Annotated in this window: 22 protein-coding genes and 4 tRNA genes; all 26 read left to right on the forward strand. The window is 32.3% G+C overall.

The features are described 5' to 3' along the window. Positions 1 to 277: phenylalanine--tRNA ligase subunit beta-related protein (locus ACWIUX_RS04060; protein ID WP_448589449.1), on the forward strand; the 277-nt coding region annotated here is incomplete at its 5' end. Between the two features lie 46 nt (positions 278 to 323). Further along, complete coding sequence (locus ACWIUX_RS04065; RefSeq protein WP_448589450.1) at positions 324 to 818, forward strand: hypothetical protein; 495 nt, start codon at positions 324 to 326, stop codon at positions 816 to 818. Further along, positions 806 to 2,542 carry a PHP domain-containing protein gene (locus tag ACWIUX_RS04070; RefSeq protein WP_448589451.1) on the forward strand — a complete coding sequence of 579 codons (1,737 nt, stop codon included), beginning with the start codon at positions 806 to 808 and terminating at the stop codon, positions 2,540 to 2,542. The genes ACWIUX_RS04065 and ACWIUX_RS04070 overlap by 13 nt, the downstream gene beginning before the upstream one ends. A 44-nt stretch (positions 2,543 to 2,586) precedes the next feature. Further along, complete coding sequence (locus ACWIUX_RS04075; protein WP_448589452.1) at positions 2,587 to 3,042, forward strand: nuclear transport factor 2 family protein; 456 nt, start codon at positions 2,587 to 2,589, stop codon at positions 3,040 to 3,042. Between the two features lies 1 nt (position 3,043). After that, positions 3,044 to 6,457, forward strand: a complete 3,414-nt coding sequence (gene dnaE / locus ACWIUX_RS04080) for a DNA polymerase III subunit alpha (protein ID WP_448589453.1) — start codon at positions 3,044 to 3,046, stop codon at positions 6,455 to 6,457. A 60-nt stretch (positions 6,458 to 6,517) separates the two neighbouring features. Further along, on the forward strand, positions 6,518 to 7,732 hold the full coding sequence (locus tag ACWIUX_RS04085) for an ATP phosphoribosyltransferase regulatory subunit (protein WP_448589454.1): 1,215 nt from the start codon (positions 6,518 to 6,520) through the stop codon (positions 7,730 to 7,732). Next, positions 7,732 to 8,358 carry an ATP phosphoribosyltransferase gene (gene hisG / locus ACWIUX_RS04090; protein WP_448589493.1) on the forward strand — a complete coding sequence of 209 codons (627 nt, stop codon included), beginning with the start codon at positions 7,732 to 7,734 and terminating at the stop codon, positions 8,356 to 8,358. The genes ACWIUX_RS04085 and hisG overlap by 1 nt, the downstream gene beginning before the upstream one ends. After that, the gene (gene hisD, locus ACWIUX_RS04095; RefSeq protein ID WP_448589455.1) at positions 8,355 to 9,641 is read left to right on the forward strand and encodes a histidinol dehydrogenase; all 1,287 of its coding nucleotides are present in this window, start codon (positions 8,355 to 8,357) and stop codon (positions 9,639 to 9,641) included. The genes hisG and hisD overlap by 4 nt, the downstream gene beginning before the upstream one ends. A 32-nt stretch (positions 9,642 to 9,673) precedes the next feature. Continuing rightward, the gene (locus tag ACWIUX_RS04100) at positions 9,674 to 10,207 is read left to right on the forward strand and encodes an NUDIX hydrolase (protein ID WP_448589456.1); all 534 of its coding nucleotides are present in this window, start codon (positions 9,674 to 9,676) and stop codon (positions 10,205 to 10,207) included. Continuing rightward, positions 10,176 to 11,096: a site-specific tyrosine recombinase/integron integrase gene (xerA, locus tag ACWIUX_RS04105; protein WP_448589457.1), complete on the forward strand. Its 921-nt coding sequence runs from the start codon at positions 10,176 to 10,178 to the stop codon at positions 11,094 to 11,096. The genes ACWIUX_RS04100 and xerA overlap by 32 nt, the downstream gene beginning before the upstream one ends. Positions 11,097 to 11,139: 43 nt before the next feature. Beyond that, positions 11,140 to 12,771 (forward strand): L-glutamate gamma-semialdehyde dehydrogenase, encoded by a 1,632-nt coding sequence (gene pruA, locus ACWIUX_RS04110; RefSeq protein WP_448589458.1) that lies wholly within the window; start codon positions 11,140 to 11,142, stop codon positions 12,769 to 12,771. Next, positions 12,771 to 13,667, forward strand: coding sequence for a proline dehydrogenase family protein (locus tag ACWIUX_RS04115; RefSeq protein WP_448589459.1), 897 nt, complete (start codon positions 12,771 to 12,773; stop codon positions 13,665 to 13,667). The genes pruA and ACWIUX_RS04115 overlap by 1 nt, the downstream gene beginning before the upstream one ends. 90 nt (positions 13,668 to 13,757) lie before the next feature. Then, a complete protein-coding gene (locus ACWIUX_RS04120) occupies positions 13,758 to 14,891 on the forward strand; it encodes a branched-chain amino acid ABC transporter substrate-binding protein (protein ID WP_448589460.1) in 1,134 nt (377 codons plus the stop codon). 44 nt (positions 14,892 to 14,935) lie between these two features. Beyond that, positions 14,936 to 15,011, forward strand: a tRNA-Gly gene (locus tag ACWIUX_RS04125). 10 nt (positions 15,012 to 15,021) lie between these two features. Next, positions 15,022 to 15,098: transfer RNA gene (locus tag ACWIUX_RS04130), tRNA-Arg, on the forward strand. 31 nt (positions 15,099 to 15,129) lie between these two features. Continuing rightward, on the forward strand, positions 15,130 to 15,903 hold the full coding sequence (locus ACWIUX_RS04135) for a dienelactone hydrolase family protein (protein WP_448589461.1): 774 nt from the start codon (positions 15,130 to 15,132) through the stop codon (positions 15,901 to 15,903). Positions 15,904 to 16,333: 430 nt separating this feature from the next. Then, entirely contained in the window at positions 16,334 to 17,515 is a 1,182-nt protein-coding gene (gene chrA / locus ACWIUX_RS04140; RefSeq protein ID WP_448589462.1) for a chromate efflux transporter, read from the forward strand. Between the two features lie 93 nt (positions 17,516 to 17,608). Further along, positions 17,609 to 17,684, forward strand: a tRNA-Glu gene (locus tag ACWIUX_RS04145). A gap of 27 nt (positions 17,685 to 17,711) precedes the next feature. Further along, positions 17,712 to 17,786 (forward strand) — tRNA-Val (locus ACWIUX_RS04150). Between the two features lie 33 nt (positions 17,787 to 17,819). After that, entirely contained in the window at positions 17,820 to 18,890 is a 1,071-nt protein-coding gene (gene rpoD, locus ACWIUX_RS04155; protein ID WP_448589463.1) for an RNA polymerase sigma factor RpoD, read from the forward strand. A 2-nt stretch (positions 18,891 to 18,892) separates the two neighbouring features. Next, positions 18,893 to 19,576: a polyprenyl diphosphate synthase gene (uppS, locus tag ACWIUX_RS04160; RefSeq protein ID WP_448589464.1), complete on the forward strand. Its 684-nt coding sequence runs from the start codon at positions 18,893 to 18,895 to the stop codon at positions 19,574 to 19,576. Next, on the forward strand, positions 19,573 to 20,346 hold the full coding sequence (locus ACWIUX_RS04165) for a phosphatidate cytidylyltransferase (protein WP_448589465.1): 774 nt from the start codon (positions 19,573 to 19,575) through the stop codon (positions 20,344 to 20,346). The genes uppS and ACWIUX_RS04165 overlap by 4 nt, the downstream gene beginning before the upstream one ends. Next, positions 20,343 to 21,470 (forward strand): 1-deoxy-D-xylulose-5-phosphate reductoisomerase, encoded by a 1,128-nt coding sequence (dxr, locus tag ACWIUX_RS04170; RefSeq protein WP_448589466.1) that lies wholly within the window; start codon positions 20,343 to 20,345, stop codon positions 21,468 to 21,470. The genes ACWIUX_RS04165 and dxr overlap by 4 nt, the downstream gene beginning before the upstream one ends. Continuing rightward, positions 21,470 to 22,492 (forward strand): RIP metalloprotease RseP, encoded by a 1,023-nt coding sequence (gene rseP / locus ACWIUX_RS04175; RefSeq protein WP_448589467.1) that lies wholly within the window; start codon positions 21,470 to 21,472, stop codon positions 22,490 to 22,492. The genes dxr and rseP overlap by 1 nt, the downstream gene beginning before the upstream one ends. Further along, a complete protein-coding gene (gene ispG / locus ACWIUX_RS04180) occupies positions 22,489 to 23,541 on the forward strand; it encodes a flavodoxin-dependent (E)-4-hydroxy-3-methylbut-2-enyl-diphosphate synthase (protein WP_448589468.1) in 1,053 nt (350 codons plus the stop codon). Before rseP ends, ispG begins: the two co-directional genes overlap by 4 nt. Further along, entirely contained in the window at positions 23,538 to 25,256 is a 1,719-nt protein-coding gene (locus ACWIUX_RS04185; protein WP_448589469.1) for a proline--tRNA ligase, read from the forward strand. The genes ispG and ACWIUX_RS04185 overlap by 4 nt, the downstream gene beginning before the upstream one ends.

A 25,256-nucleotide genomic window follows, 5' to 3' on the forward strand; every position in this document is an offset into this window, starting at 1 on the left:
AGATATTTCAATGCTTATATCAAATGAAATTTTTTATTCTAAAATTAATAATGAATTAAAAGCGTTAAATTGTCCAATACTTGAAAATATTACTATTCTTGACGTTTATCAAGGGCATGGTATTCCAGAAAATATGAAAAGTATAACTTTGAGTTTAAGATTTAGGAGTGAGGAAAAGACTTTATCTAACGAAGAAATAAACGAGTGGCTAGAGAAAATTATAAAAAGATTGAAAGATAATTTGGGAATTCAAATTAGAAGTGAAAGTAATTACTAAATAATTTCCTTCATTTATCATCTGATAGTGAGGCTAAGTTAAATTTATGAATTTGATTGATTTGCTAATATTGGTAGCTTTTGTAATTTCTTTTTTTAGTGGTTACAAAACCGGTTTAATTGTAGTTTTTACTTTTGTATTTGCCTTTTTTCTATCGCTATATTTCACACCTCATTTAATAAATATTGCAATAACATTTTTTTCAAAAGCTTTGCTGTTTAGTGGGAATAGTCTTATAAGTATTTCTTTTGTTTTCACTCTTCTTATGCTTAACGCCTTAATTGGTAAGTTTTTATTATTGATGGCAGATATTTTAGGTATAACAAGAATATCTAAAAATTCCTTTCTGGCTGGGTTTGTAAATGTTTTTTTGTCTATCTTGATAATAAGTTTAGTAGTTAAATCTATTGACTGGGCAAAAATGTATATGCTTTTTTCAGATCAATGGAAGAGTTCACAAACTGTCAACTATTTGTTGGAATTTAATACTAATTTTTTCAAATATTTTCCGCTTAATTTTTCTTTGCCATGGAAAAGTTAAATTATAAAAGCAATCAAAGAGCAGCTGATGTAGCCAGAAGATTAAAGAAAATAATAGATTTTCACGAATTAATAAATGTTAGTAATGTTTCTGAGTTTTGCTTAGCTTATGATATTGTTTTTAAATGGAATAAAGAATCTTATAAAATCGTATTTGGAGAGGATGAAAGCCAGCTTTCATCAAGTATGAAGTTAAAGTTAAGAAAGATGTTTGCTGGAATAAAAACGGAAGAAGAAACAAAGTTAAGTAAAATAAATAATTTTAATAAAGCTCTTTTTAAATTTTGCGGTAGTGTATTAGATGATGAACTTTTAGCCAAAAATAATATATATGGTCCTTTATCTACTTATAGGGCATACTATTTTAAAAAAGAATTTAGAGAAGCTCTTAATAATTATTTTAAGGAGTCAAAATTTTACGATTTCTTTCTTTTGTATTTTAAGAGCTCTAAAAGACCAATTGGGGAAGCAATTAGATGTTTTAAAAAACTAAAAGAGTTTTGTGCTTCCTTAGAACCAGTTGGCTCTCTTTTAAGATTTGAAGAAATGGTTTATCCATTGGAATTAGTTTTAAAAAATAACTTAAATTTTCAAAATATTAATTGGAAAAATTTTAAATATTTATATGAAACAAACTTTTATATATTGCTTTATGATACTGAAAACCAAATGGAAGTTAAAATTTACTTGATAAATAAAAATTTTGTAACTCAAAAGTGGTTCTTGAGTGGGACCTTAAGACATAACGAAATATTTATTGATTTAGCAAGACAAAATTTTAAATCATTTGAGGTTTTTCAACATAATTTCTTTATTGATAATAAACAATTAGAAGTGAATAGTGAAAAGGATCTTTATGAAAAACTTGGTTTCAATTATATCTATCCTGAGTTAAGATGTGGTGGGTGTGAATTTTTTAAAAATAAGGAAGAACTGAATATTGTAAAGTTTAGTGATATTAAATCAGATTTACATGTTCATACAAATTTTAGTGACGGTGGTAATTCAATTGAAGAATTAGTAGACTTTTATATTTCTAAAGGTTACCAATATATAGTTTTAACTGATCATTCAGTCTCTCTTTCTCAGGGAAGAGGGTTAGATATTGACAAATTAATGGAGAAAAATGATCTAATTGACAGGTTAAATAAAAATATTAAAAACTTTAAAATATTTAAAGGTGCGGAAGTTGACATATTAGAAGATGGATCTCTAGATTATCCTGATTTGATTTTAGAAAATTTGGATTTTGTAATAGCATCAATACACCTTAACTATGATCTTGATAAAAATGCTATGACTTCAAGGCTCGAAAGGGCTATTAAGAATCCTTATGTGCACATGATTGGTCATATAAGTGGAAGACTTGTAGGTTTTTTGCCTATATATAGCGTTGATCTTGAAAGATTGTTGAAGTTAGCTTCGGAATACAAGACTATAATTGAAATTAATGGGAATCCAGCTAGGTTAGATTTGGATTCAAGTTCGATTAAACTTTATAAAGATAGGTTTAAAAATTTATATGCAGTAAATACCGATCTCCATAATATTAAACAATTTAATACAAGGTTTTATTGTTCTGTTATGACTGCAAGGAAATCTTATTTAAGGAAAAATGATATTATAAACTCTCTTGATCTTGATGAGTTTGAAAATTTGATAAAGACTATTAGAAGTGAGAAACTTATGAAAAAAAAATTCTCTTTTTTAAAGAAGAAGGCCTAATGATTTTCTTTATAAAAAGGGGAAAAAGGGTGTTTTAATAAATTATGTTTGACAAATTATGGTGGCATGTTAAAAGATTTTTCAAAATTCTGATAGCAATGTTTATAGTAATTTTTCTGCCCCTTTATTGGTTTATTAATCAAGTGGGGCCAAAATATTATATAAGCTCTGAGACTCCTAGCTTTGTAGTTGAAAAATATTTAGATGGCAAGAAAAATGACGATTTTTATGAGATATACACTAATTATCCATCTATTTTTAAAAAAGAGTTGTATGGAATTGCTTATAGTGGGTGGACAAGAAATATTTATCAGGAAGTAAGATATAGGGTAGTTGATGTTAAAACTATTGATAATGAAGCTTACGTTAATGTTCTTGTGACTTTGATAGGAGGAGACAGAAAAATGACGCAATATGTTTTAAGGAAAGAGAATGGTTTGTGGAAAATTGTTTATGATAGAGACCTGGGTTTTGTAGAATTTTCAAATAAGGGTAATTGATATGAGTTTTGTGCACCTTCACGTTCATAGCGAGTATAGTTTACTAGATGGAGCAAGTAGGTTAGAGGACCTAGTTATTAAAGCAGAAAATAACAAAATGCATGCATTTGCCCTGACTGATCACGGTAATATGTATGGTTCTCTTAAATTTTACTCTTTAGCAAAGGAACATAACATAAAGCCTTTAATAGGATGTGAAGTCTATATTACAGACGATATGAATAAGCAAGTGAGATCTAATGCGAATTCTGAGTCTCATTTATCTCACTTAATTCTCATCGCGAAAGATTTTAGTGGTTATAAGAATTTAGTAAAATTGGTTTCTTTTGGTTATCTTAGAGGATTTTACTATAAACCGAGAATTGATCTAAAAACATTATTTGAAAACAAAGAAGGTCTTTTGGTTTCTAGCGCGTGTATGTATGGAAAAATACCACAGTTAATTCTTTCTAATAAAAAGGATCAAGCAGTAGAACTTGCTAAAGTTTTTAAACAACAATTTGGTGATGACTTTTATCTTGAAATACAAGATCACGGTTTGCCTGAAGAAAAGAAATTAATTCCAATAATGATAAACATAGCTCAGGATTTAAAAATTCCTTTGATAGCAACAAATGATTCCCATTATACAAACAAAGAGGATGCTGAATTTCATGACGTTCTACTTTGTATCCAGACAAAAAAAACAGTTCATGATGAAAATAGAATGAAATTTAATACCGACTCTTTATATTTTAAAAGTGCTGAAGAAATGAAGGAGCTTTTTTCATATTGTGATGAAGCTGTTGAAAATACTTTGATAATTGCTGATAAATGCAATTTAGATTTGCCTATTGGTAAGGTAACAGTACCCAGGTTTCCTTGTCCTAATGGTATGACAGAAAGGGAATATTTGAATATGTTAATTGAAAGGGGTTTAATTCGAAGATATAATGGCAATGTTACTAAAGAGGTTGAGGAACGTTTAAAATTTGAGCTCGATATAATTCACAAAACGGGATACGAAGGTTATTTTTTAATAGTATCTGACTATATTAACTATGCAAAAGAGCACGGAATCCAAGTTGGACCTGGTAGGGGTTCAGCCGCAGGGAGTTTGGTTGCATATGTTCTCGGAATAACTGATATTGATCCGTTGAAATATAATTTACTATTTGAAAGATTTTTAAATCCAGAAAGAGTAAGCCCACCAGACATAGACGTAGATTTTTGCATAGAGAAGAGGGCAGAGGTCTTAAATTATTTAGTTAGAAGATATGGCCAAGAGAATGTAGCACAAATTGGTACCTTTGGCACTATGAATGCAAGAGCAGTGATTAGAGATGTTGGCAGAACTTTAGGAAAGCCATTGAGCATTGTTGATAAGCTTGCAAAATTAATTCCTAACAAACCTGGTTCACAAACAACATTAAAAGAGGCTGAAGAACTGCAGGAAGTCAAGCAATTTTTAAATTCTAACCCGTCTTTAAAAGAACTCTGGGAAAAAAGTATAAAATTAGAAGGGCTTACGCGTCATAGTTCTGTTCACGCTGCGGGAGTAGTTATCTCTCCCTTTCCTATTTATGATTTGATACCGCTACAAAGGCCATCTGAAGGTGAAGTTCCAGTAACCCAGTGGCCTATGGAAGATGTTGAAAAATCAGGATTTCTAAAGATGGATTTATTAGGCTTAAGAAATCTAACAGTAATAGGTAAAACACTTGAGTTAATTGAGAAAACTAGAGGCTTTAAAGTTAACATAGAAAATATTCCCCTTGATGATCCTAAAGTTTATGAGCTTTTAGAAAAAGGTGAAACCCTTGGAGTATTTCAGCTTGAAAGTTCAGGAATGCAACAATTATTGAAAGAGGTTAAGCCTGATAAATTTGAGGATTTAATAGCAATACTTGCTCTATATAGGCCTGGCCCAATGAATTCTGGAATGCTTGAGCAATTTATTAGACGTAAACATAAGAAAGAACCTGTTGTTTTTATTCATAAGGATGTTGAGCCAATACTTTCTGAGACTTATGGGGTTATGATTTATCAAGAGCAAATAATGCAACTTGCAAGCGTACTAGCAGGATTTTCTCTGGGAGAAGCAGACCTTTTGAGAAGAGCAATGGGCAAAAAGAAGGCAGAAGTAATGGCGGCACAGAAACCAAAGTTTGTAGAAGGGGCTATAAACAAAGGTTTGATTTCAAAGGAACAGGCTGAAAAAATATTTGATGATATGGCAAAATTTGCTGAGTATGGATTTAACAAATCTCATAGTGCGTCTTATGCTCTTATAACTTATAGAACTGCTTGGTTAAAGGTTCACTATACTCCTGAATATATGGCAGCATTGTTATCTTCTATAGCTTCAGATACGGATAAGGTTGCTGAGTACATAAAAGAAGCTAAAAAATTTGGAGTTGAGGTTTTATCTCCTGATGTAAATGAAAGTGAAGAGAGTTTTACTGTGATAGGAAATAAAATCAGGTTTGGACTTTCTGCAATCAAAGGTGTTGGTAAAGCTGCAATTGATTCAATAATCTCAAGTAGACTATCTGGCGGCAACTTTAAAAATTTGAAAGATTTTATTTGTAGAACTAGTTCGAAATCTGTTAACAAGAAGATTTATGAAAGTCTTATAAAGGCTGGCGCACTTGATAGTTTATATAATGATAGACTTACTCTTTTGGATCAATTAGATGAAGTTTTGACAATGGTAAAAAGGGGTACAAAAACAGAAAGTGGGCAAAGTTTGTTCAATGATACCCTGGATGAAGAAGAGCTTTACTTTGATGATATTGAAATTGTTCCTAAAAAGGATTTCGACCCAGGTTTAAAGCTTGCTTTTGAAAAAGAGGTTCTTGGACTTTATGTTAGTGGACATCCGCTTAAGCCTTATAAATTTCTGATAGAGAGTATTGCAAATTTCAATATCTGTTCTTTGAATGAAGTTGAAGTTGAGAGAGTAAAGGTGTGCGGTATTATTTTTAGTAAAAAACAGGTTTTCAAAAAAGACGGCTCATTTTTCTTTGTCTTGAACATCGAAGATTTGACTGGGAGTATAGAGTGCATATACTCGAAAAAGGACAAAACTATTATTGATGAATTAAAAGAAAATGATATCGTTTGGGTTGAAGGGAGACTTATAAAAAAAGATGAGGAATCACGGATAATCATAGATCAAATTGGAAAAATTAATAGAAAAATATTTCATATAAAATTTTATGGTAAGTTGTGTTCCGAAGGTTCAATTATGAGATTAAAGGAGGAACTTTTAGCCCTAAAGGGAGATATACCTTTAGTCATTCACTATGTAAGCGATAATATGGAAAAACTTTGTTTAGCTGATTCGAATTATTTTGTGGATACCCAAAGTGATATTATAGAAAGAATTAGCAAGTTTAGAGGTATTGAGTGTTGGTTGGAAGAAAATAACTAGTAAAGAAACTAATTATAATTAAGTTAAAATTAAATTTATTTTAAAGGGGTGTTATTTAATGTGGATAAATCTTTTTCTGGATCCGTAGAATTGCTACCTGAAGAGTTTTTGTGCAGAAGTACAATAGAAGATAAAATAAAAAGATTTTGGAAAAAAAATGGGTTTGTGATGATAGCTGCACCAGTTTTAGAGAACTGGGACAAATTGCAGGTAGCGCTCGATGAGAAACTTATCGAAAAAACAATTAGGTTTATTGACAGATTTGGGAAGGTTAGCGTTCTTAGTCCTGACTTAACTGTTTCTATTGCAAGGATGGTTTCTGCTAGGAAAAAAAGCGGGCCATTTCCTTTGAAATATTTTTATTCATCTGATGTTTTTAGGGTTACCTCAGAACATAGTGTAATAAGACAATGTGGAGTAGAGATTATTGGAGCTGATAAGAACACTTTAGCTGACGTTGAACTTGCTGTATTGATTTTTATGACTTTAAAAGAAATTGGATTTAATGAGATTTATCTTGAAATTGGAAACTTTGAAATATTAAAAAAACTTTTAGATTTAGACATAATTAAACATTACAGAAAAGTGTTATTTGATTCTTTTTTAAAAAAAGATTGGGTAACATTAAACTATATTGCAAATGAAATTAAAGATCCTAAGATTTCTAATTTTATTAAAAATTTGCCAAGTCTTACAGGAACGCCAGATGAGGTTTTTTCTAGAATTGAATTGATTCCTGATTTTTTGCTCCCTGCTTTTAAAAATTTGGAAAGGATAAGTTTTGAAATCAAAAGTGCTGGAGTAAAACACTACATTAATCTTTCTTTAATTAATGAAATTTCATATTATACCGGTTTTATTTTCCAAGTTTTTGTTCCTGGTTCACCAAATTCAATAGGTGGTGGTGGCAGATACGATGATCTATACTCTTTGTTCAATTTTAATTGCCCTTCTTCTGGGTTTGCTATTGATTTAGATAAGGTTTATGAAATTTTAAAGACAAATTATCTAAAACCAATAAATGTTGATGTGCTCTTATGTTTTAATGACGGTATACCCTTGCACTGGGTGTGGAATTTGGCTGCTTCTTACAGGGATCAAGGTATCAAGGTTGAAATGGATCTAAGGAGTAGAGATTTTAATGAAGCTTTGGAATTTTCAAAAAATAAGAGGGCAAAAAGAATGGTTTATATACTGAAATTGGAATCCTCAGGAGTATCAGGTTGGATTGTTGATACTCTTAGTGGAAACAGAGAAAGGATGACTTTTTGTTAATGCTTAAAATAGCTGTGCCGAAAGGAGTTCTATTTAATCCGTCTATAAAGTTGCTGCAAAATTCTGGGTATAAAATTCCCTCTGAATTTGGTAGAAAGCTTTTGATAGAAGATTCAAATCAGCAGTTGTCTTTAGTAATAGTTAGGCCATTTGATATGCCGCTTTATGTAGAAGAAGGCGTTGTAGATGTCGCTTTTATTGGTAAAGATGTTATTGAAGAAACATCAATGTCTTGTTTTGAGATTTTAGATTTGGGTTATGGTCAATGCAGGTTATCTGTTGCCGTTCCAAGCTATAGCCCTTATAAATCTGTAGATGACTTTCACTCCCTTGTGAAGGTAGGGTCAAAATATCAAAATCTCTCAAAAAAATTTTTTATTGAAAGAGGAATTCAGGTTAGAATTTTTCCACTTGGAGGTTCTGTAGAACTTTCACCTATTGTAGGCCTTTCTGATGCAATAATCGATCTAGTTTCTACAGGGAATACTCTAAAGGCCAATAACCTTATAGAAATTGAAACGATATTACATTCAACTTGTCGTTTAGTTGTTAATGATGCTAAATATAGACTAAAGAGAAAAGAGATAAGCGAATTTATATCAAGAGTTGTGGAGGTAATTAAATGATATTGATTGATGATTTTCTTTTGTTAAAAAAGGAGGCAGAGCTCCAAAGATTGTGGAAGAGAAATTTGTCTTTTCAAAACAATAAAGTTATGGAAGACGTTATAAGTATTATAAATGACATTAAAGCAAGAGGCCTTGAAGCAGTAAAGGAATATTCTAAAAAATTTGATGATTATGATTTATCCATGGGGTTAATAGTATCTGAAGAAGAGATAATTTCTCAGGCAAAACTTGTACCGCTTGACGTTTCAGATGCTTTAAGGTACTCTGCCCAAAGAATAAGAAGGTACCATGAAGGCGTTAAAGTTGAATCTTTCAAATATGAGACAGATGAATCAGAGTCAGGATTTAAGTGGACTCCAATTGAGAATGTGGGTATTTATGTTCCTGGAGGATTGAGTGCATATCCCTCAACAATTCTTATGACTGTAGTTATTGCGGATGTTGCGGGAGTTAACAATATATATGTATGCTCAAAGCCAAACAAGGGAAAAATAAATCCATACATAGCTTCAGCTATTCTTGCTTGCAATTGCAAAAAGGTAAAAGTAGTAAAACTTTCTGGGATTCAAGCCATTGCTTCTATGGCTTTGGGGTTGGGAATTAAGAAAGTTGATAAGATTTTTGGTCCTGGTAATGATTTTGTTAGCATTGCCAAAAAGCAATTTTTCGGAGAAGTGGCTATTGATATGATGGCGGGTCCTTCTGAAATACTTATAGTTTCTGATGGTAAAGTGAATCCATCTTGGATCGCCTGGGATTTTCTATCGCAAGCAGAACATGATAAAAATGCAAAGACTGGTTTGATATCCACTGATATTGAATTCTTAAAAGAAGTAAAGGCTAAAGTTGAAGAGTTTGCTCTTAAAGTTTTTAACAAACACATAATAGAATCTTCACTTCAAAATTCGTTTTTTGGATTTGCTCCTACTCTTGAAGACGCGATAAGTATTTCAAATATTTTAGCTCCCGAACACCTTGAAATTGCCTGCGAAAATTCTGAAGAGCTCTTTGATAGAGTCCAAAATGCAGGTACCGTGTTTTTGGGAAATTTGACCTGTGAACCGTTTGGAGACTATATACTTGGACCTAGTCACGTTTTACCAACTTCAGGCAGCGCTCGCTATTTCTCTGGGATAAACGTATATGACTTTCTAAAAAGAGTAAATTTTTCTAAAATAAAAAGTAAAAATGCTTTAAAAAAACTTTTAAATGCCTCGTTGATAGCAGAGGTAGAAGGTTTTAGTGCACATAAGAATGCAATGCTTTGTAGAAATGAATGAAACAAATTATTAATTAAGGGAGTGCTTAAGGAATGAAGAAAGATAAAGTATATACAGAATATATGTATTCTGGCAAGATAATTAAAGTAAGAAGAGATTGGGTAAAAATCAAAAAGGGAAAGCAAGAGCACAGAACTTGGATGGAAGTAGTAGAGTTCTCTAATGCGGTAGGTATAATTGCTTTGCTAAATGAAGAAGAAATCATTCTAGTAGAACAATTTAGATATGCACCTGGGGAAAAATTATTAGAAATTCCAGCAGGAAAAATGGATCCTAATGAATCTCCAGAAGCTGCTGCAGTAAGAGAACTTATTGAGGAAACAGGTTATAGACCTAATAAAGTTAAGAGGATTTTTTCTTTATACACGACTCCAGGATTTACTGATGAATATATGCATATTATGCTTTGTGAGGATTTAGAGTATGTTGGGGTTAATCCTGATGAAGATGAAGTAATTAATGTTGTTAAATATAATATAAAAGACCTAGAAAAGATGGTATTAGAGAGGAAGATTAAAGACGCAAAAACAGTGCTTGCAGTCCTTTATCTTACAAGAAGGCAATGAAGCTCTAAATGCCTTTGTGAGCTATCTTTTTTTTATAAGAGGATATTCTCAAAATACTGTAAACTCTTATAGATGTGATATACAGGCTTTCTTTAATTTTTTTAAAAATACCATAAATGATGATATTGGTATTGAAAAGTTGTTGCTTTATTATTCAGATCATTTAATCTCAAGCAATTATAAAGCCTCTTCCCTTGAACGGAAGTTGGTTGCAATTAAGCAATTTTTTATTTTTTCATTTCAAGAAGGCTATTATAAAGGAAAAATTCCAGAAGTTTTTTTACCGAAAAAAGAAAAGAGATTACCGATCTTTTTGTCTAAGGAAGATATAACGAGAATTTTTAAATTTATGTCTAATTCTGGGTTGTTTACTATTAGAGAATTGCTTATTTTTAAGATGTTATATTTTACTGGGATGAGAATTTCTGAATTATTAGATCTGAAAATTGATAATGTAAATTTCGAGAGAAAGGATATAAGGATTTTTGGAAAGGGCTCAAAGGAAAGAATTATTCCCTTTCATCATGACCTCTTAGAATTATTTAAATCATACTTAGCATATAGGCAACAAAATTTAAAACCAAAGTGCGAAAATATCTTTGTTAATTCTAGGGGAAAACCTATTTCAAGACAATATATTTGGAAAGTCTGTAAAATGGTAGGAAATTCCTTGAATTTGAAATTACATCCACATATTTTTAGACATTCACTTGCTACCCATTTGCTTAGTGGAGGTGCTAGCATTAAAACTATACAGGAGATACTCGGTCATGAGTCTATTTCGACTACTCAAATTTACACTCATTTAGTATACGAGGAATTAAAAAGAGAGTATTTTAGAGCTTTTGAAAATTTTGATATTGTTTTAAGTCAAAAAAGTAACTTATAATAATTAATTAATTATTTATTTTATGTAGAGGGAGGATTTAACTTTGAGGAATTGTATAGCAAAAATTCCAGAACCAATCAACGAACCAGTTTATGATTATGCGGTGGGGAGTAAAGAAAGAAATAATTTAAAAGCTGCTTTAAAGGAAGTGCTTTCAGAAAATGTTGAAATTCCATTAATCATTGGTGGTAAGGAGATTAAAACTGAAGACAAAATTGATATAAGATGTCCACATCAACATGATATTCTGCTTGGACATTATTACCGGGCAGGTAAAGAAGAGATAAGCTTAGCAATTGAATCTGCTTTGAATGCAAGAAAGGTCTGGTCAAAAGTTGATTTTCAAGAAAGAGCAGCGATTTTTTTAAAGGCTGCTGAGCTACTTAGTACAAAGTACCGATATGTAATGAATGCTATAACTATGCTTTCAATTAGCAAGAATGCATTTCAAGCAGAAATAGATTGTGTTTGTGAACTTGCTGATTTTTTAAGATTCAATGTAAAGTTTGCAAATAAGATTTACGAAGATCAACCCATTTCTCCAAAGGGTTTTTGGAACAGAATGCAATATAGACCTCTTGAAGGTTTTGTTTTTGCTGTTCCTCCATTTAATTTTGTTTCAATTTCAGGCAATTTGCCTACTGCACCTGCAATAATGGGAAATGTTTCTGTTTGGAAACCTGCATCAAGTGCTGTTTATCCTTCCTATATGTTTATGAAGATATTACAAGAAGCTGGTCTTCCTGATGGGGTGATCAATTTTGTTCCTGCGAAGGGTTCAGCTATAGGTAATTTAGTTTTTTCAGCAAGGGAGTTTGCAGGCCTTCATTTTACTGGAAGTTATGATACCTTTAACTATATGTGGAAAACGATTGCTAATAATATTTCAAATTATACAACCTATCCAAGAATTGTTGGTGAAACTGGAGGAAAGGATTTTATATTTGCACATAATTCTGCCAATACAAGAAGTTTAATTACAGCGATTATTAGAGGTTCTTTTGAATATCAGGGACAGAAGTGCTCTGCAGTTTCAAGAGTTTATATTCCCAAATCAATGTTTAAAAAAATTAAAGATGACCTCTTAAATGAGCTTAGCAAAATAAAAATTGGGTCAGTGGAAGACTTTAGAAATTTTATGAATGCAGTTATAGACCGAGAATCTTATGAGAAGATAAAGTCTTATATAGATTATGCAAAAAACCATAATGAAGCCAAAATTTTATTTGGTGGAAAGTGTGACGATAGCGTAGGCTATTTTATAGATCCTACAGTGATTGTTACAGAAAATCCATATTTCAAAACAATGGAGGAGGAAATATTCGGTCCTGTAGTAACGTTTTATCCATATGATGATGATAAATTTGAAGATACCCTTTATTTGTGCGATAAAACAAGTATATACGGATTAACAGGTGCAATATTTGCTCAAGATAGAGATGCTATAAATCTTGCTATTGAAATTCTTGAATCAAGTGCAGGTAATTTTTATATTAATGATAAACCAACAGGTGCAGTGGTGGGACAGCAACCATTTGGAGGAGCTAGGGCGAGTGGCACAAATGATAAGGCAGGTAGTCTGTTAAACCTTATTAGATGGACAAGCGCTAGATCTGTCAAAGAAACCTTCAATTCTCCTGAAAATTTTCAGTATCCCTTTATGGAGGACAAATAATGTTAAATAATATCTTTAATTTTGTTACATCAAATATAATTGATTATATTCCGGAACAGATTATAGATTTTTTTTCAAGAAAATATATTGCAGGTCCATCCCTTTCTGATGCAATTAAGGCAACAATCGATTTGAACTCAAAGGGAATAATGTCAACTATTGATGTCCTGGGTGAATCAGTAGTTAACGAAGATCAAACTATTTTTTTTAGGAATGAATGTATAAAGGTTTTGGAAACAATTAAAAAAGAATCTTTAAACGCAAATCTCTCCTTGAAACCCACTCAGATGGGACTTGTTATAAATAAAGCACTTTGCTATGAAAATATCAGAAAGATAGTAAAAAGGGCTAAAGAGTTAGATAACTTTGTGAGAATTGATATGGAAAATTCACCGTATACAACTGATACTTTGAAAATGTATAGGCTTTTAAGGGAGGAATTTCCAGGACATGTAGGTACAGTTTTGCAGGCCTATTTAAGAAGGACGGTTGATGATATTGAAAGACTTTCTGATAAACCCTTGAACATAAGACTTTGTAAGGGTATTTATATTGAACCGTATAAAATTGCTTATAAAAACCCACAGCTGATTAATGAAAATTATATTTATTGTTTGGAGAAGCTTTTTAGTAAAAAAGCATATGTTGGTATTGCAACTCATGATGAAAAATTAATATTTCATGCTATGAGACTAATTGAGAAATATAATTTAAAAACAAACGATTATGAATTTCAAATGTTAATGGGAATCGGTGATGAATTAAGAGATTTTATACTCTCTAAGAAGCATAGATTAAGGATATATGTGCCATACGGTAAAGAATGGTTATCTTATGTAAGAAGAAGATTGAAGGAGAATCCGAATATCATTATGACTGCGCTTGGTATAAAATAACGCTTATACTATAAAAAATCTTTATATATTATTAAGTAAATAATGTAATAAAATATTATGTGTTAAAAAATTTTTTTAGGGGGTGCTAATTTGTTTTCAAAGTTTAAGGGTTTTATGTTTTTAGCATTTGTCTTAGTAGGAGTAGGCCTGTTGTTAGCTGGTTGTTCTGGAAATCAGCAAAAGAGCTCGAGTTCTACAATTAAGGTTGCAGTTGTAGGTCCTATGACTGGTTCACAGGCAAAGTATGGTGAAGATTGGAAAAATTCTGCAATTTTGGCTATTGATGAAATTAATGCAAAGGGAGGAATTAAGGGGAAAAAATTAGAGGCAGTAATATTTGATGATGCAGCAGATCCAAAACAAGCTGTTTCTGTAGCGCAGAAAATTGTCAGCGATCCAAGCATAGTAGCAGTAATAGGGCACGTAAATTCTGGATGTTCAATACCTGCTTCTAAAATTTATGCACAAGCTAATATTCCAATGTTAACAGTTTCTACTAACCCTGAACTTACTCAACAGGGACTAAAAAATATTTTTAGGGTTGCTCCAACTGATAACGTTCAGGGAAGTTTTGCTGCAGATTTTCTGTTTAAAAAAGGGTATAAGAATATTGCAATTCTCCAAGATAAATCTGCATATGGACAAGGTGTAGCTACAGAATTCAAGAATAGTTTTGAAAAATTAGGGGGGAAGGTTTTAGCATTTGAGGGTGTATCTGAGGATCAAAAGGACTTTTCGGCTATTTTAACCAAATTTAAAACTCTTAAGCCTGATGCTATTTATTTTGGGGGATATTACCCTGAAGGTGCCCTGATAACTAAGCAGATGAGAGATTTGGGTATGAAGATGCCTTTAGTAGGGCCTGATGGCTTATATGATCCTCAATTCTTGAAAATAGCAGGGGCTGCTGCTAACGGTGACATAGTAACGAATATAGGACTCAATATTGAAACAAATCCAAACGCTAAGGATTTTTTGACTGTATATAAAGCTAAATATGGAGAACCAGGTGCGTATGGTATATTTGCTTATGAGGCTGTAAAAATATTAGCAGCAGCGCTTGAAAAGGATCCAACTGCCAAGGGCGAAGCTCTCATAAAACTTCTTGATGAAACTAATTATAATGGTGTACTTGGAAAAACGACATTTGCGCCCAATGGTGATACAACTAATAAAGTGATTACTGTTTATGAAGTTAAAAATGAAAAGTTTGTGGAGATCTAGGGGTTGGCAATTTTGCTTTTTTAGTTTATAATTTCAACATGTGAGCGGGAGTAGCTCAGTCGGTAGAGCATCAGCCTTCCAAGCTGAGGGTCGCGGGTTCGAATCTCGTCTCCCGCTCCATGTATTTGGAGCGCCCGTAGCTCAGTTGGACAGAGCGGCGGACTTCTAATCCGTAGGTCACAGGTTCGAATCCTGTCGGGCGCGCCATTTTTAATAAGTTATTTTAAGGGGGTAAAGCGTGAAAAAAAGTTCTTTGATTTATGAATGTAGCCCCACTAATGCTTTAAATATCAGTATTAAAAAGAAAAATATTTCATATTATTCAGAGAAAACTATCTTAAAAAGCGTTCTTTTTTATGATTCGAATAATAAAGTTAAACTTCCTGGGATTTTGTTATTTTCTGATTGGTTGGGTATGAGTGATTTTGCCCTTGAGAAAGCAAGAAATTTTGTAAAAGAAGGATTTATAGTTCTGGTTGCTGATGTTTATGGAGATGGTAAAATAGCAAAGGATCAAAAAGAAGCATTGGAGCTCTCTTCTATTTATAAAAACAACAGACTTTTAATGCGAGAAAGAGCTAATTCATCTTTTGAAGAATTTAAAAAACTTGATGTCGTTAAGAAAAATAATATATCTGCAATAGGGTACTGTTTTGGAGGGACAGTAGCGCTTGAATTAGCGAGGAGTGGTGCTGATCTTAAAAATGTGGTAGTTTTTCATGCAGGCCTAGATACTCCATTAGAAGCTGTCCCCGGAAACTTTAAGCCTAAAGTATTAGCTTTGCATGGGGCAGACGATCCACATGTGCCAATCGAACAAGTACTGAAATTTCAAGAGGAGTTAAGAAAAGTAAAAGCTGACTGGTCGTTTGTTTTTTATGGTAACAGCGTTCATTCATTTACTAATAAAAAAGCAGGCACAGATCCATCCAAAGGAGTAGCTTATAATAAATTGGCAGACAAGAGATCCTGGTCCGTTGCTATCAGCTTTTTAAAGGAGAATATCAAATAAAGATTAAAAAAAATATAAATTAAAGTGCTAATAAATAAAATGTAGGCTAATTGTTTTTCTTGGATAATGCAAGAAAGAAGGTACAAATATTTCTCTATAAAGGCGCATTTTTAGACAGATATTATGTTGCTAGTGAGAAGAAAAATTACAACATTAAGTATTCCCTGATTCTATAGAGTATTTGGAATCATCAATGATAGCAAACTTGTCTTTGTTGAAAATATCCTAGAGATTGTTTTCAGGCCTGTTTTTAGTGACTCTATTTTGCCTGAAACTGATTATGAAACGATTATGAAAAATGGATTCAAAAATATATAGCAATTTTTGTTATTTTAAATTTTTGTTATTTTATTTTTTGGGATTTAATTATATCAATGATTGTATCAATAAACATCTTAACTGTAGAGCTATCTATGATAAAATCATTTATATGAAAAAAATTATTAATTCTTGTCCTACTCCCTTGCATTTTTTTATAAAATGTTTGTATTTGGGCTCTACTGCATTTGGTGGAGTTGCAATGTTACCTACTCTAAGAAATGAGTTTGTTAGGAAATACTCATGTGTAAGTGATAATTCATTTTTAAGAGGCATTACTCTTACAGAGTTTTTACCTGGTTCGATTATTAGCAATCTTGTAGGCTTTATAGCTTATAGGGCGTTTGGCTTTTGGTATGGAATTATCTGCTCTCTTGCGATTGTTTTTCCATCAATATTGATGATGATACTCTTTGCATTTTTAAACTCACATGGTAATCCAACTATAATAAATTTGGTTTTTAAAGGTTTAAAGCCCTTTGTGGTCGCATTTTTTTTCGTTGCATTTTTACAATTTTTTAAAAAGTATATTAAATCTGGAAAGCAAATAATACTGCTTCTTTTTTCTTTCGTCATTTTTTTGCATAATGTTGAAATTGTATACGTATTTATATTTTCATTTTTTTTTGGAGCATTTTTATTTAAAATCGACGTGCCGCCTATAAGAAGTTTGGCTATTGAAAAATTTTCATATAAAGAGTTCATATATGCTTTTTTAATGTTAGTGTCATTGTACCTTGTTGTCTTTATCTTCTTTCCAAAATTTATTTATTTTTGTATCGTTTTGAGTAAGATCAGCTTGCTTGCGTTTGGAGGTGCTCAGTCAGCTCTACCTCTATATCATAAGACATTCGTTGTGGACAACAATATTTTAACTCAAAACGCTTATTTGGATGCTGTTCTTATTAGTCAAATTACCCCTGGTCCAGTTCTTTGTCTTTCTGGATACATTGGATATGTCTATGGGGGTATTTTAGGTGCAATGTTGGCTTTTTTGTTTACTTTTTTGCCTCCTATAGTTTTGTTAATATTAGTTAATCCATTTTATGACATGTTGAGTAGGAAGATTTGGTTCTATAGAGGCATGATAGGTGTGATTACATCTCTTACTTCGCTTCTCTTGTCTTTGGGGGTTCAATTTTTTCCTCAAACTATAGTTGACCCATTCACCTTTTTGGTTATGATAATAAGCTTTTTATCTCTTTATTATAAAAAACCAGTTATATGGATAGTGATTATAATCTCTATTTCGTCTTATATTTACTATGGTTTTTTAATACAAACTTTAAAATAAATACTTTTTTTTGTTTTTTAGGTTATAATAGAGTAAATTGGAGAATTTTGGCGTGGTTGACAATTTTTATCTTTTTTGTAGAATATTAACGATGCCTCCATCGTCTAGGGGACTAGGACACAGCCCTTTCAAGGCTGAAACAGGGGTTCGAATCCCCTTGGAGGTACCATTTTTGTTATTTAGCTTCTTAGATAATGGGCGGATAGCTCAGTGGAAGAGCACCTGCTTTACACGCAGGGGGTCGTAGGTTCGAACCCTACTTCGCCCACCATTTTTTATAAACTTCATTTTAGAAGGTGAAAAAATGCCTAAAAATTCTAAAAAGGTTAAGAAAAATCCACAAATACCAGATCCAGATAGCCAAACTTATAAGGGTTTTTCTAATTATTTTGATGATTTAGAGGAACCGTCAGATTTAGATAACATAATAAAGTCTATTGAGGCTGGAAATGTAGAAGACGAAGATCAGGACCTTTTAAAGATAGTTAACGATACAGAAGCAGTTTCAGCGGAAGACGTTCTTACAATGCCTGAAGAACGCGTTCCTATGGTTGAAGATCCAGTGAGACAATACCTTAAAGAAATTGGAAAAATACCTCTTTTAACTCATTCAGAAGAAAAATATTTAGCAGAAAGAGCATTTCATGGAGACGAGGCAGCAAAGAAAAAGCTTGCCGAAGCAAATCTCAGGCTGGTAGTTTCCATTGCTAAAAAGTATACAAAAAGAGGATTGTTGTTTCTTGATCTTATTCAAGAAGGGAATATGGGCTTATTAAGGGCAGTTGAAAAATTTGATTATAGAAAGGGATACAAATTTTCAACATATGCAACATGGTGGATTAGACAGGCCGTTACCAGAGCAATAGCTGATCAAGCAAGGACAATAAGAATACCGGTACACATGGTTGAAACAATTAATAAATATAAAAAGACTGTTAGAAATCTAAGTCAGCAATTAAGTAGAAAACCCACTGATGAAGAAATAGCTGAAAAGATGGAGGTAAATGTCGAAAAAATTCATGAAATCAAAAGAATTTCTCAGGAACCAATTTCCATCGAAACTCCTATAGGCAAAGATGAAGATAGTCACCTAGGAGATTTTATAGCTGATGAGTCAATTTCATCTCCTCTGGATGCAGTGACTTATCGTCTGTTAAAAGAAGATTTGGAAGAGGTAATTAAGGATTTACAACCTAGAGAAAGAGATGTGGTTAGACTTAGGTTTGGGCTTGTGGATGGCCATGCTAGAACTCTTGAAGAGGTAGGAAAGGAATTTGGTGTTACCAGAGAAAGGATTCGTCAAATTGAGGCTAAAGCTCTTAGAAAATTAAGACATCCAAGTAGAAGCCGTAAACTTAGGGATTATTTGGTTTAGATATGTCAAAAATAAAACATATTGCCATCATAATGGATGGTAATGCACGATGGGCAAAGGCTAGATTACTACCTGTTTCCACCGGACACCTTGAAGGATTTAAAAAATTACAAGCAATGGTTAATTGCTTTATAGAAAGAGATATTCCGTATTTAAGCGTCTATGCCTTTTCAACCGAGAACTGGAAAAGACCCAAAGAAGAAATTGAAGGAATTTTTAAGATTTTTTATGATGGAATTGAAAAGTATATAAAAGATTGGTCAAAAAAAGGCGTTAAGTTAAAATTTTTTTCTCTAAGGGAAAACTTATCGAGTGATGTATTAAACCTAATTGAAACTTCTGAAAAAATTGAAGTTTCTCCTATAAAGGTTAATCTGGGAGTTGCATTTAACTACGGTTCAAGAAAAGAAATACTACATACGGCTGCTAAAATAAAATCTTTAGATTCTAACTATGATGAAGAAAATTTTAGCAAGATGCTTTTGACATATCCTTTTCCAGATCCCGATATCTTGATAAGAACGGGCGGGGAGAAGAGAATAAGCAACTTTTTATTATGGCAGATAGCTTATACGGAACTTTTTTTTGTTGATAAATTTTGGCCAGATTTTACAGAAAAGGATTTGGACAATATTATTGCAGAATTTCATAGCAGACAAAGAAGATTTGGAGGGCGTACTTCTTGATTTTCAGGATAATAACAGCTTGTTGGGGGATACCTCTTTTATTATTTCTTATTTATGCAGGTAATTTTTGGCTTATACTACTTCTTTCAGTTCTAATTTTATTCTCTACATATGAATTTAGCGTGATGATGAAGAATAAAAATTATAAAATGCCTTTAGTTACTTATTTAGCTTCTTTTATAATTTTTTTTGGAAATATTTTTGGTTTTTTATCTTTTTCAATATTTTTAAGTATGTTGCTATTTTTTATTACATCGATAATCTTCTTTAACAAATATAGTTTTTTTGATCTTAGTCTTTCCTTTGCTACTTCTTTTTTTATATCTTTTTCTTTATCGTTTTTTTATCTCATTAGAAGCCTTGATAAGGGTTTTTTTTGGTCATTTGCTCTTATGACAAGTTTATGGCTTGGCGATTCTATGGCATATGTAGTAGGCAAAAATTTTGGCAAGCACAGGCTTTCAAACGTTTCTCCTAAAAAGACTTGGGAAGGCGCATTTGCTAGTATGATATTTGGAATTGTTCCCTTTTTACTTTTTTCAACTTTACTGCAAAAACCTTTTTATTCTTTGCTTTTGGTAGGATTTGTTGTTAATATAATTTCTCAAATTTCAGATCTTAGTGAGTCTTTAATCAAAAGAGCTTTTGATTGTAAGGATTCTGGAAGTTTCTTACCGGGACATGGAGGTTTCTTTGATAGGTTTGATAGTTTATTTTTTTCTTCACCAGTTTTGTACTTTATGATTTTTTATCTTGAGAAAATTAAATGAAGAGGATAATTCTAATCGGTTCTACCGGTTCTATCGGTACTCAAACATTAGAAGTTGTAAGAGCTCATTCTGACAAGTTAAAAATTGTTGGTTTAGCTGCAAGAAGGGCATCAGAGCAATTGAAAAAACAGGTGGAGGAATTTCATCCAGAAAGCGTGAGTTTGTTGTACAAAGAAAATTTTAGAAATAAGCCAAATAAAACTTTTTATGGTTTTGAAGGAATTTTGGAAATGATTAGAGAAACAGTAGCTGATGCAGTATTGTTGGCTTGGATTGGCAAAGATTCTTTGTATATTGCTAAAGCTGCACTGGATTCTGGCAAGGATCTTGCTTTTGCTACCAAAGAAATTCTTGTTTATGGTGGAAGTTTGATTGTTAATTATGCTAAGAAACTTGGCAAAAGAATTTTACCCGTAGATAGCGAGCATAATGCCATTTTTCAATTATTAGAAAACGAAGACACATCCTTTGTCGATTCTGTATATTTGACGGCTTCAGGAGGACCATTCTATAAAAAGAAGTTTGTTAAAGATCCATCAGTTGAAGAAGTGTTATCCCATCCTACGTGGAAAATGGGTCCAAAGGTTACAGTTGATTCAGCTAATTTGATGAATAAAGGTTTTGAAGTTATAGAAGCTTCCTTTTTGTTTGGTTTCGAACCAGAAAAAATTAAGGTTTTTATTAACAGAACTAGTGTAGTTCATTCTTTAGTTTCTTTTCTTGATGGATCTGTTAAAATTTTGTACTATAAACCGGATATGCGTATACCTATTCAACATGCACTTTCTTATCCTGAAAGATGGGTTGGCCATAAAGAAAATTTTGAGAGAGGCTTAGTTTTGGAATTTGAAAAGCCTAACTATAAAGATTTTCCATGTTTAGCACTTGCTTATGAAGCCTTAAAAGGTGGTTCGATTAAAACTGCCGCGCTTGCTGCCTGTGATGAGGTTTTGGTAAATGCATTTTTAGAAAAAAGAATTTCATTCTTAAAAATCCCTAAAATATTAGAACTAATCGTGTCTAAATCTAATTCTGGAAATATAACCTCTTTTGAAGATGTTGATTTGATTTATAATGAAACTGTGATAAAAAGTTTAGAATTGTTGGAGGAATATAAACTTTAATGAGCTTTTTAATTTTTGTTTTAGTTATTTTTGTTGCTACTCTTGTTCATGAAGGTGGACATTTCATATTTGCAAGAATTTTTGGCGTAGGTGTATACGAATTTTCTATTGGTTTTGGTCCAAGAATTTTTAAAAGCAAGTATAAGGAAACGGATTTAAGCGTTAGAATATTACCTCTGGGAGGCTTTGTAAGAATTGCTGGTCTAGATGAGGGAGAGGTATTACCCGGGACTAAAAGGTTTGATCAAATTAAATCCTTTCAAAAAATTTTAGTAATATTAGCTGGTCCTGTAATGAATATAATTATGGCAGCGTTTCTTTTTACATTGGTTTTCACTCAGGGTATATACGTTCCCGATCTAAGAATTCAATCTGTGAATGACAATTTTCCAGCTGCAAAAGCAGGAATAAAGGTTGGAGATAAGATTGTCGCTGTTAATGGAATTTTAATTAAAACGCCCAATGATCTAATAAAGATGATTTCTAATTCAAAGGGTGAAAAAATTACTTTAACTGTTTTAAGAGATGGGAAAGATATAAATATTAGTCTTACTCCGGAATTCGATCAAAAGGAAAACAGATATATAATTGGAATAATGTTTGATCGAACTTTAAAGAGATATTCCATTGTTGATTCAATATTAATGGGATTTACACAAACTATATCTTGGTCTATTGCGCTTGTTACTAGTATATTGATGTTGATAACAGGCAAAATGCCTGTCGGAAGTTTGGCTGGTCCAATAGGAATAGCAAACATGCTTGGTCAAGCTGCCAATGAAGGTCCTACTGCCCTTATTTTTTTTATAGGTTTTTTATCTTTAAATTTAGGTATATTAAACTTGCTTCCAATTCCTGCGCTTGATGGTTCAAGGATTCTTTTTATAATTGTAGAAATTATTAGAGGAAAGCCTGTAGATCCTAAAAAAGAAAATTTAATACACGTGGCTGGCTTTATTTTCTTAATTTTATTAATGATATTTGTTAGTTATTTTGATATATTAAGGATCTTCAAGAGATGAATAGGAGAAGTGTTGTTGTTAAAGATTTAATTTTTGGATCGGGTAAAGTATTTGTCCAAACAATGACAAAAAAAGATACGAGGAATGTTGCTGCTACTGTTAAACAAATTGAACAAATTCAAAAGTCGGGAGCTGATTTGGTAAGATTGGCTGTACCAGATAATGAAGCAGCTGAAGCGCTTTATAAAATTGTTAAAAAGGTATCAATACCAGTTGTGGCTGATATTCATTTTGATTATAGATTAGCTCTAAAGGCTATTGATGCAGGAGTTTCTAAGATTAGAATAAATCCTGGCAATATTGGTTCGAAAAATAATCTATTAGAAGTTGTTAAGGCTGCACTGAGCAATAAAATTCCTATTAGAATTGGTGTAAATGAAGGTTCGCTACCTAAAGATCTTCTTGGCATGTTTGAGGTAGATCCGGTTGGTGCCCTTGTTGAATCGGTGTCCAGAGAGGTAAGGCTGTTGGAAGATGTAGGATTTAACGATATTATAATTAGTGCAAAAACCTTCTCTGTAAATTTGCTTGTAAAAACCTATGAACTGTTATTTAGAAAATTTCCATATCCTTTACACGTAGGAGTTACTGAAGCGGGCCCTCTTTTCCAGGGAACAGTAAGATCAAGCGTTGCTCTTGGTATACTACTCAGCAAGGGTATTGGGGATACAATTAGAGTATCTCTCAGTGCAGATCCAACTGATGAAGTTAAAGTGGGGAAAGAGATCCTCAAATCGCTTGAACTTGAAACTGGACCAGTAATAATATCCTGTCCAACTTGTGGCAGAACAGAAGTAAATTTAGGGAAATTAACTAAACTTGTTGAAAAAAGACTTCTAAGCGTAAAAAAGCCCTTGAGAGTTGCCATTATGGGATGTGCCGTTAATGGTCCTTCTGAGGCTAAATCGGCAGATTTAGGTATTGCATGCGCTAAAAAGTTTGCTTTTATATTTAGATATGGAAAAATAATAAAAAAAATCGATAACGATAATCTCGAAAAAGTTTTTTTGGATGAACTAGAATCTCTTATCTGTCAGGAGGACTTATGAAATTATCCAAATTATTTTTCAAAACTTTAAAAGAGGTGCCCGGTGATGCTGAGGCTATTAGTCATGTTCTCTTGTTAAGAGCTGGCTATATAAGAAGACTTAGTTCAGGTATTTATACTTATTTGCCGTTGGCAAGAAAAGTTTTATTGAAAATTGAAAATATAGTTCGAGAAGAAATGGTCAATATTAATTCGCAGGAATTACTTCTTCCTGCTCTTCAACCAAAGGAAATCTGGGAAATTTCAGGAAGATGGAAAATGTATGGGCCTGAACTTATGAGATTAAGGGATAGACACGAAAAAGAATATGCCCTTGGTCCCACACATGAGGAAGTTATAACTGACTTAATAAAAAGGGAGGTTAATTCTTACAAACAACTTCCGATTTCCGTGTTCCAAATACAGACAAAATTTAGAGATGAGATAAGGCCTCGATTTGGCTTAATGAGAACGCGGGAATTTATTATGAAAGATGCCTATAGCTTTCACAGGAACGATGAAGATCTTGACAAAACATATTGGGATATGTTTCACGCTTATGAAAAAATTTTTAATAGAATGGGTTTAAATTTTAAATCTGTTGAAGCAGATTCTGGCGCTATTGGTGGAAGTGTTTCTCATGAGTTTATGGTTTTAACTCCTTTTGGAGAGGATAAAATACTTTATTGTTCGAAATGCTCTTATGCTGCTAATCTTGAAAAGGCTACCTCAACTTATGAGCCTTTTTATAGTAGTAATAATGACTTATATAATTTAGAAATTATTCCTACACCTGGTGCAAGAACGGTTGATGAGGTTTCAGAATATATTGGCGTAAATCAAAAGTATATTCTAAAATCACTAATATATAGGATAGATGGGAAACCAACTATGATAGTATTAGCTGGTGATGACGAACTAAACGAAGTAAAGTTAAAAAATGCTTTGGGTGGCAAGGAGATATCTATGATGACTTCTGAAGAAATTAAACAGGAATTAGGACTATCGGTTGGTTCAATAGGACCTGTGAAAATTGATAGTAAAATAAATTTAATATGTGACAAGAGAGTTTGTGTTGAGAATGTAGCATTTTATGCGGGAGCTAATAAAGATGGCTATCACTATAAGAATGTTTACTTTAAAAGGGATTTCTATACTGAAAAGGTTTTTGATTTAAGAGTATCGAAGGCTGGAGAATTTTGTTCTCAATGTGGTGCTAAGTTGTTGGAAAGTACCGGAAGTGAAGCAGGTCATGTATTTAAACTAGGCACAAAATACAGCGAACCAATGAAGGCTTATTTCAAAGATGAAGATGGTAAAGAGAAACCTTTTGTAATGGGATGTTATGGAATTGGTATATCAAGGCTTTTAGCAATAATTGTAGAACAACATCATGATGAGTTTGGTATTATATGGCCAAATTCTGTTTGCCCTTATCAAGTTATTATAATTCCTGCTAATATAAATGATACCAGTCAATTTAAAACATCTGAGATGATCTTTTATGATTTAAAGGATAGAGGCATTAGTGTACTGTTTGACGATCGCGATGAGAGAGCAGGAGTCAAATTTAAAGATGCTGATCTCTTGGGGATTCCAATTAAAATTATTATAGGAAGCCACTTTTCTGATTCGGGTCTTATTGAGATAAAAGTAAGAAGAGATGGAAGTTCAAACCTTGTCCCTCCTGATGAGACCAGCGTTTATGTATCTTTAAAACTTAGGCAGATAATATAA

Source organism: Thermodesulfobium sp., assembly GCF_053498235.1.

Coding starts and splice junctions, on each gene's coding strand:
- ACWIUX_RS04065 (WP_448589450.1), top strand. CDS start 324: ATGAATTTGATTGATTTGCTAATATTGGTAGCTTTTGTAATTTCTTTT.
- ACWIUX_RS04070 (WP_448589451.1), top strand. CDS start 806: ATGGAAAAGTTAAATTATAAAAGCAATCAAAGAGCAGCTGATGTAGCC.
- ACWIUX_RS04075 (WP_448589452.1), top strand. CDS start 2,587: ATGTTTGACAAATTATGGTGGCATGTTAAAAGATTTTTCAAAATTCTG.
- dnaE (WP_448589453.1), top strand. CDS start 3,044: ATGAGTTTTGTGCACCTTCACGTTCATAGCGAGTATAGTTTACTAGAT.
- hisG (WP_448589493.1), top strand. CDS start 7,732: ATGCTTAAAATAGCTGTGCCGAAAGGAGTTCTATTTAATCCGTCTATA.
- hisD (WP_448589455.1), top strand. CDS start 8,355: ATGATATTGATTGATGATTTTCTTTTGTTAAAAAAGGAGGCAGAGCTC.
- ACWIUX_RS04100 (WP_448589456.1), top strand. CDS start 9,674: ATGAAGAAAGATAAAGTATATACAGAATATATGTATTCTGGCAAGATA.
- ACWIUX_RS04115 (WP_448589459.1), top strand. CDS start 12,771: ATGTTAAATAATATCTTTAATTTTGTTACATCAAATATAATTGATTAT.
- chrA (WP_448589462.1), top strand. CDS start 16,334: ATGAAAAAAATTATTAATTCTTGTCCTACTCCCTTGCATTTTTTTATA.
- rpoD (WP_448589463.1), top strand. CDS start 17,820: ATGCCTAAAAATTCTAAAAAGGTTAAGAAAAATCCACAAATACCAGAT.
- uppS (WP_448589464.1), top strand. CDS start 18,893: ATGTCAAAAATAAAACATATTGCCATCATAATGGATGGTAATGCACGA.
- dxr (WP_448589466.1), top strand. CDS start 20,343: ATGAAGAGGATAATTCTAATCGGTTCTACCGGTTCTATCGGTACTCAA.
- rseP (WP_448589467.1), top strand. CDS start 21,470: ATGAGCTTTTTAATTTTTGTTTTAGTTATTTTTGTTGCTACTCTTGTT.
- ispG (WP_448589468.1), top strand. CDS start 22,489: ATGAATAGGAGAAGTGTTGTTGTTAAAGATTTAATTTTTGGATCGGGT.
- ACWIUX_RS04185 (WP_448589469.1), top strand. CDS start 23,538: ATGAAATTATCCAAATTATTTTTCAAAACTTTAAAAGAGGTGCCCGGT.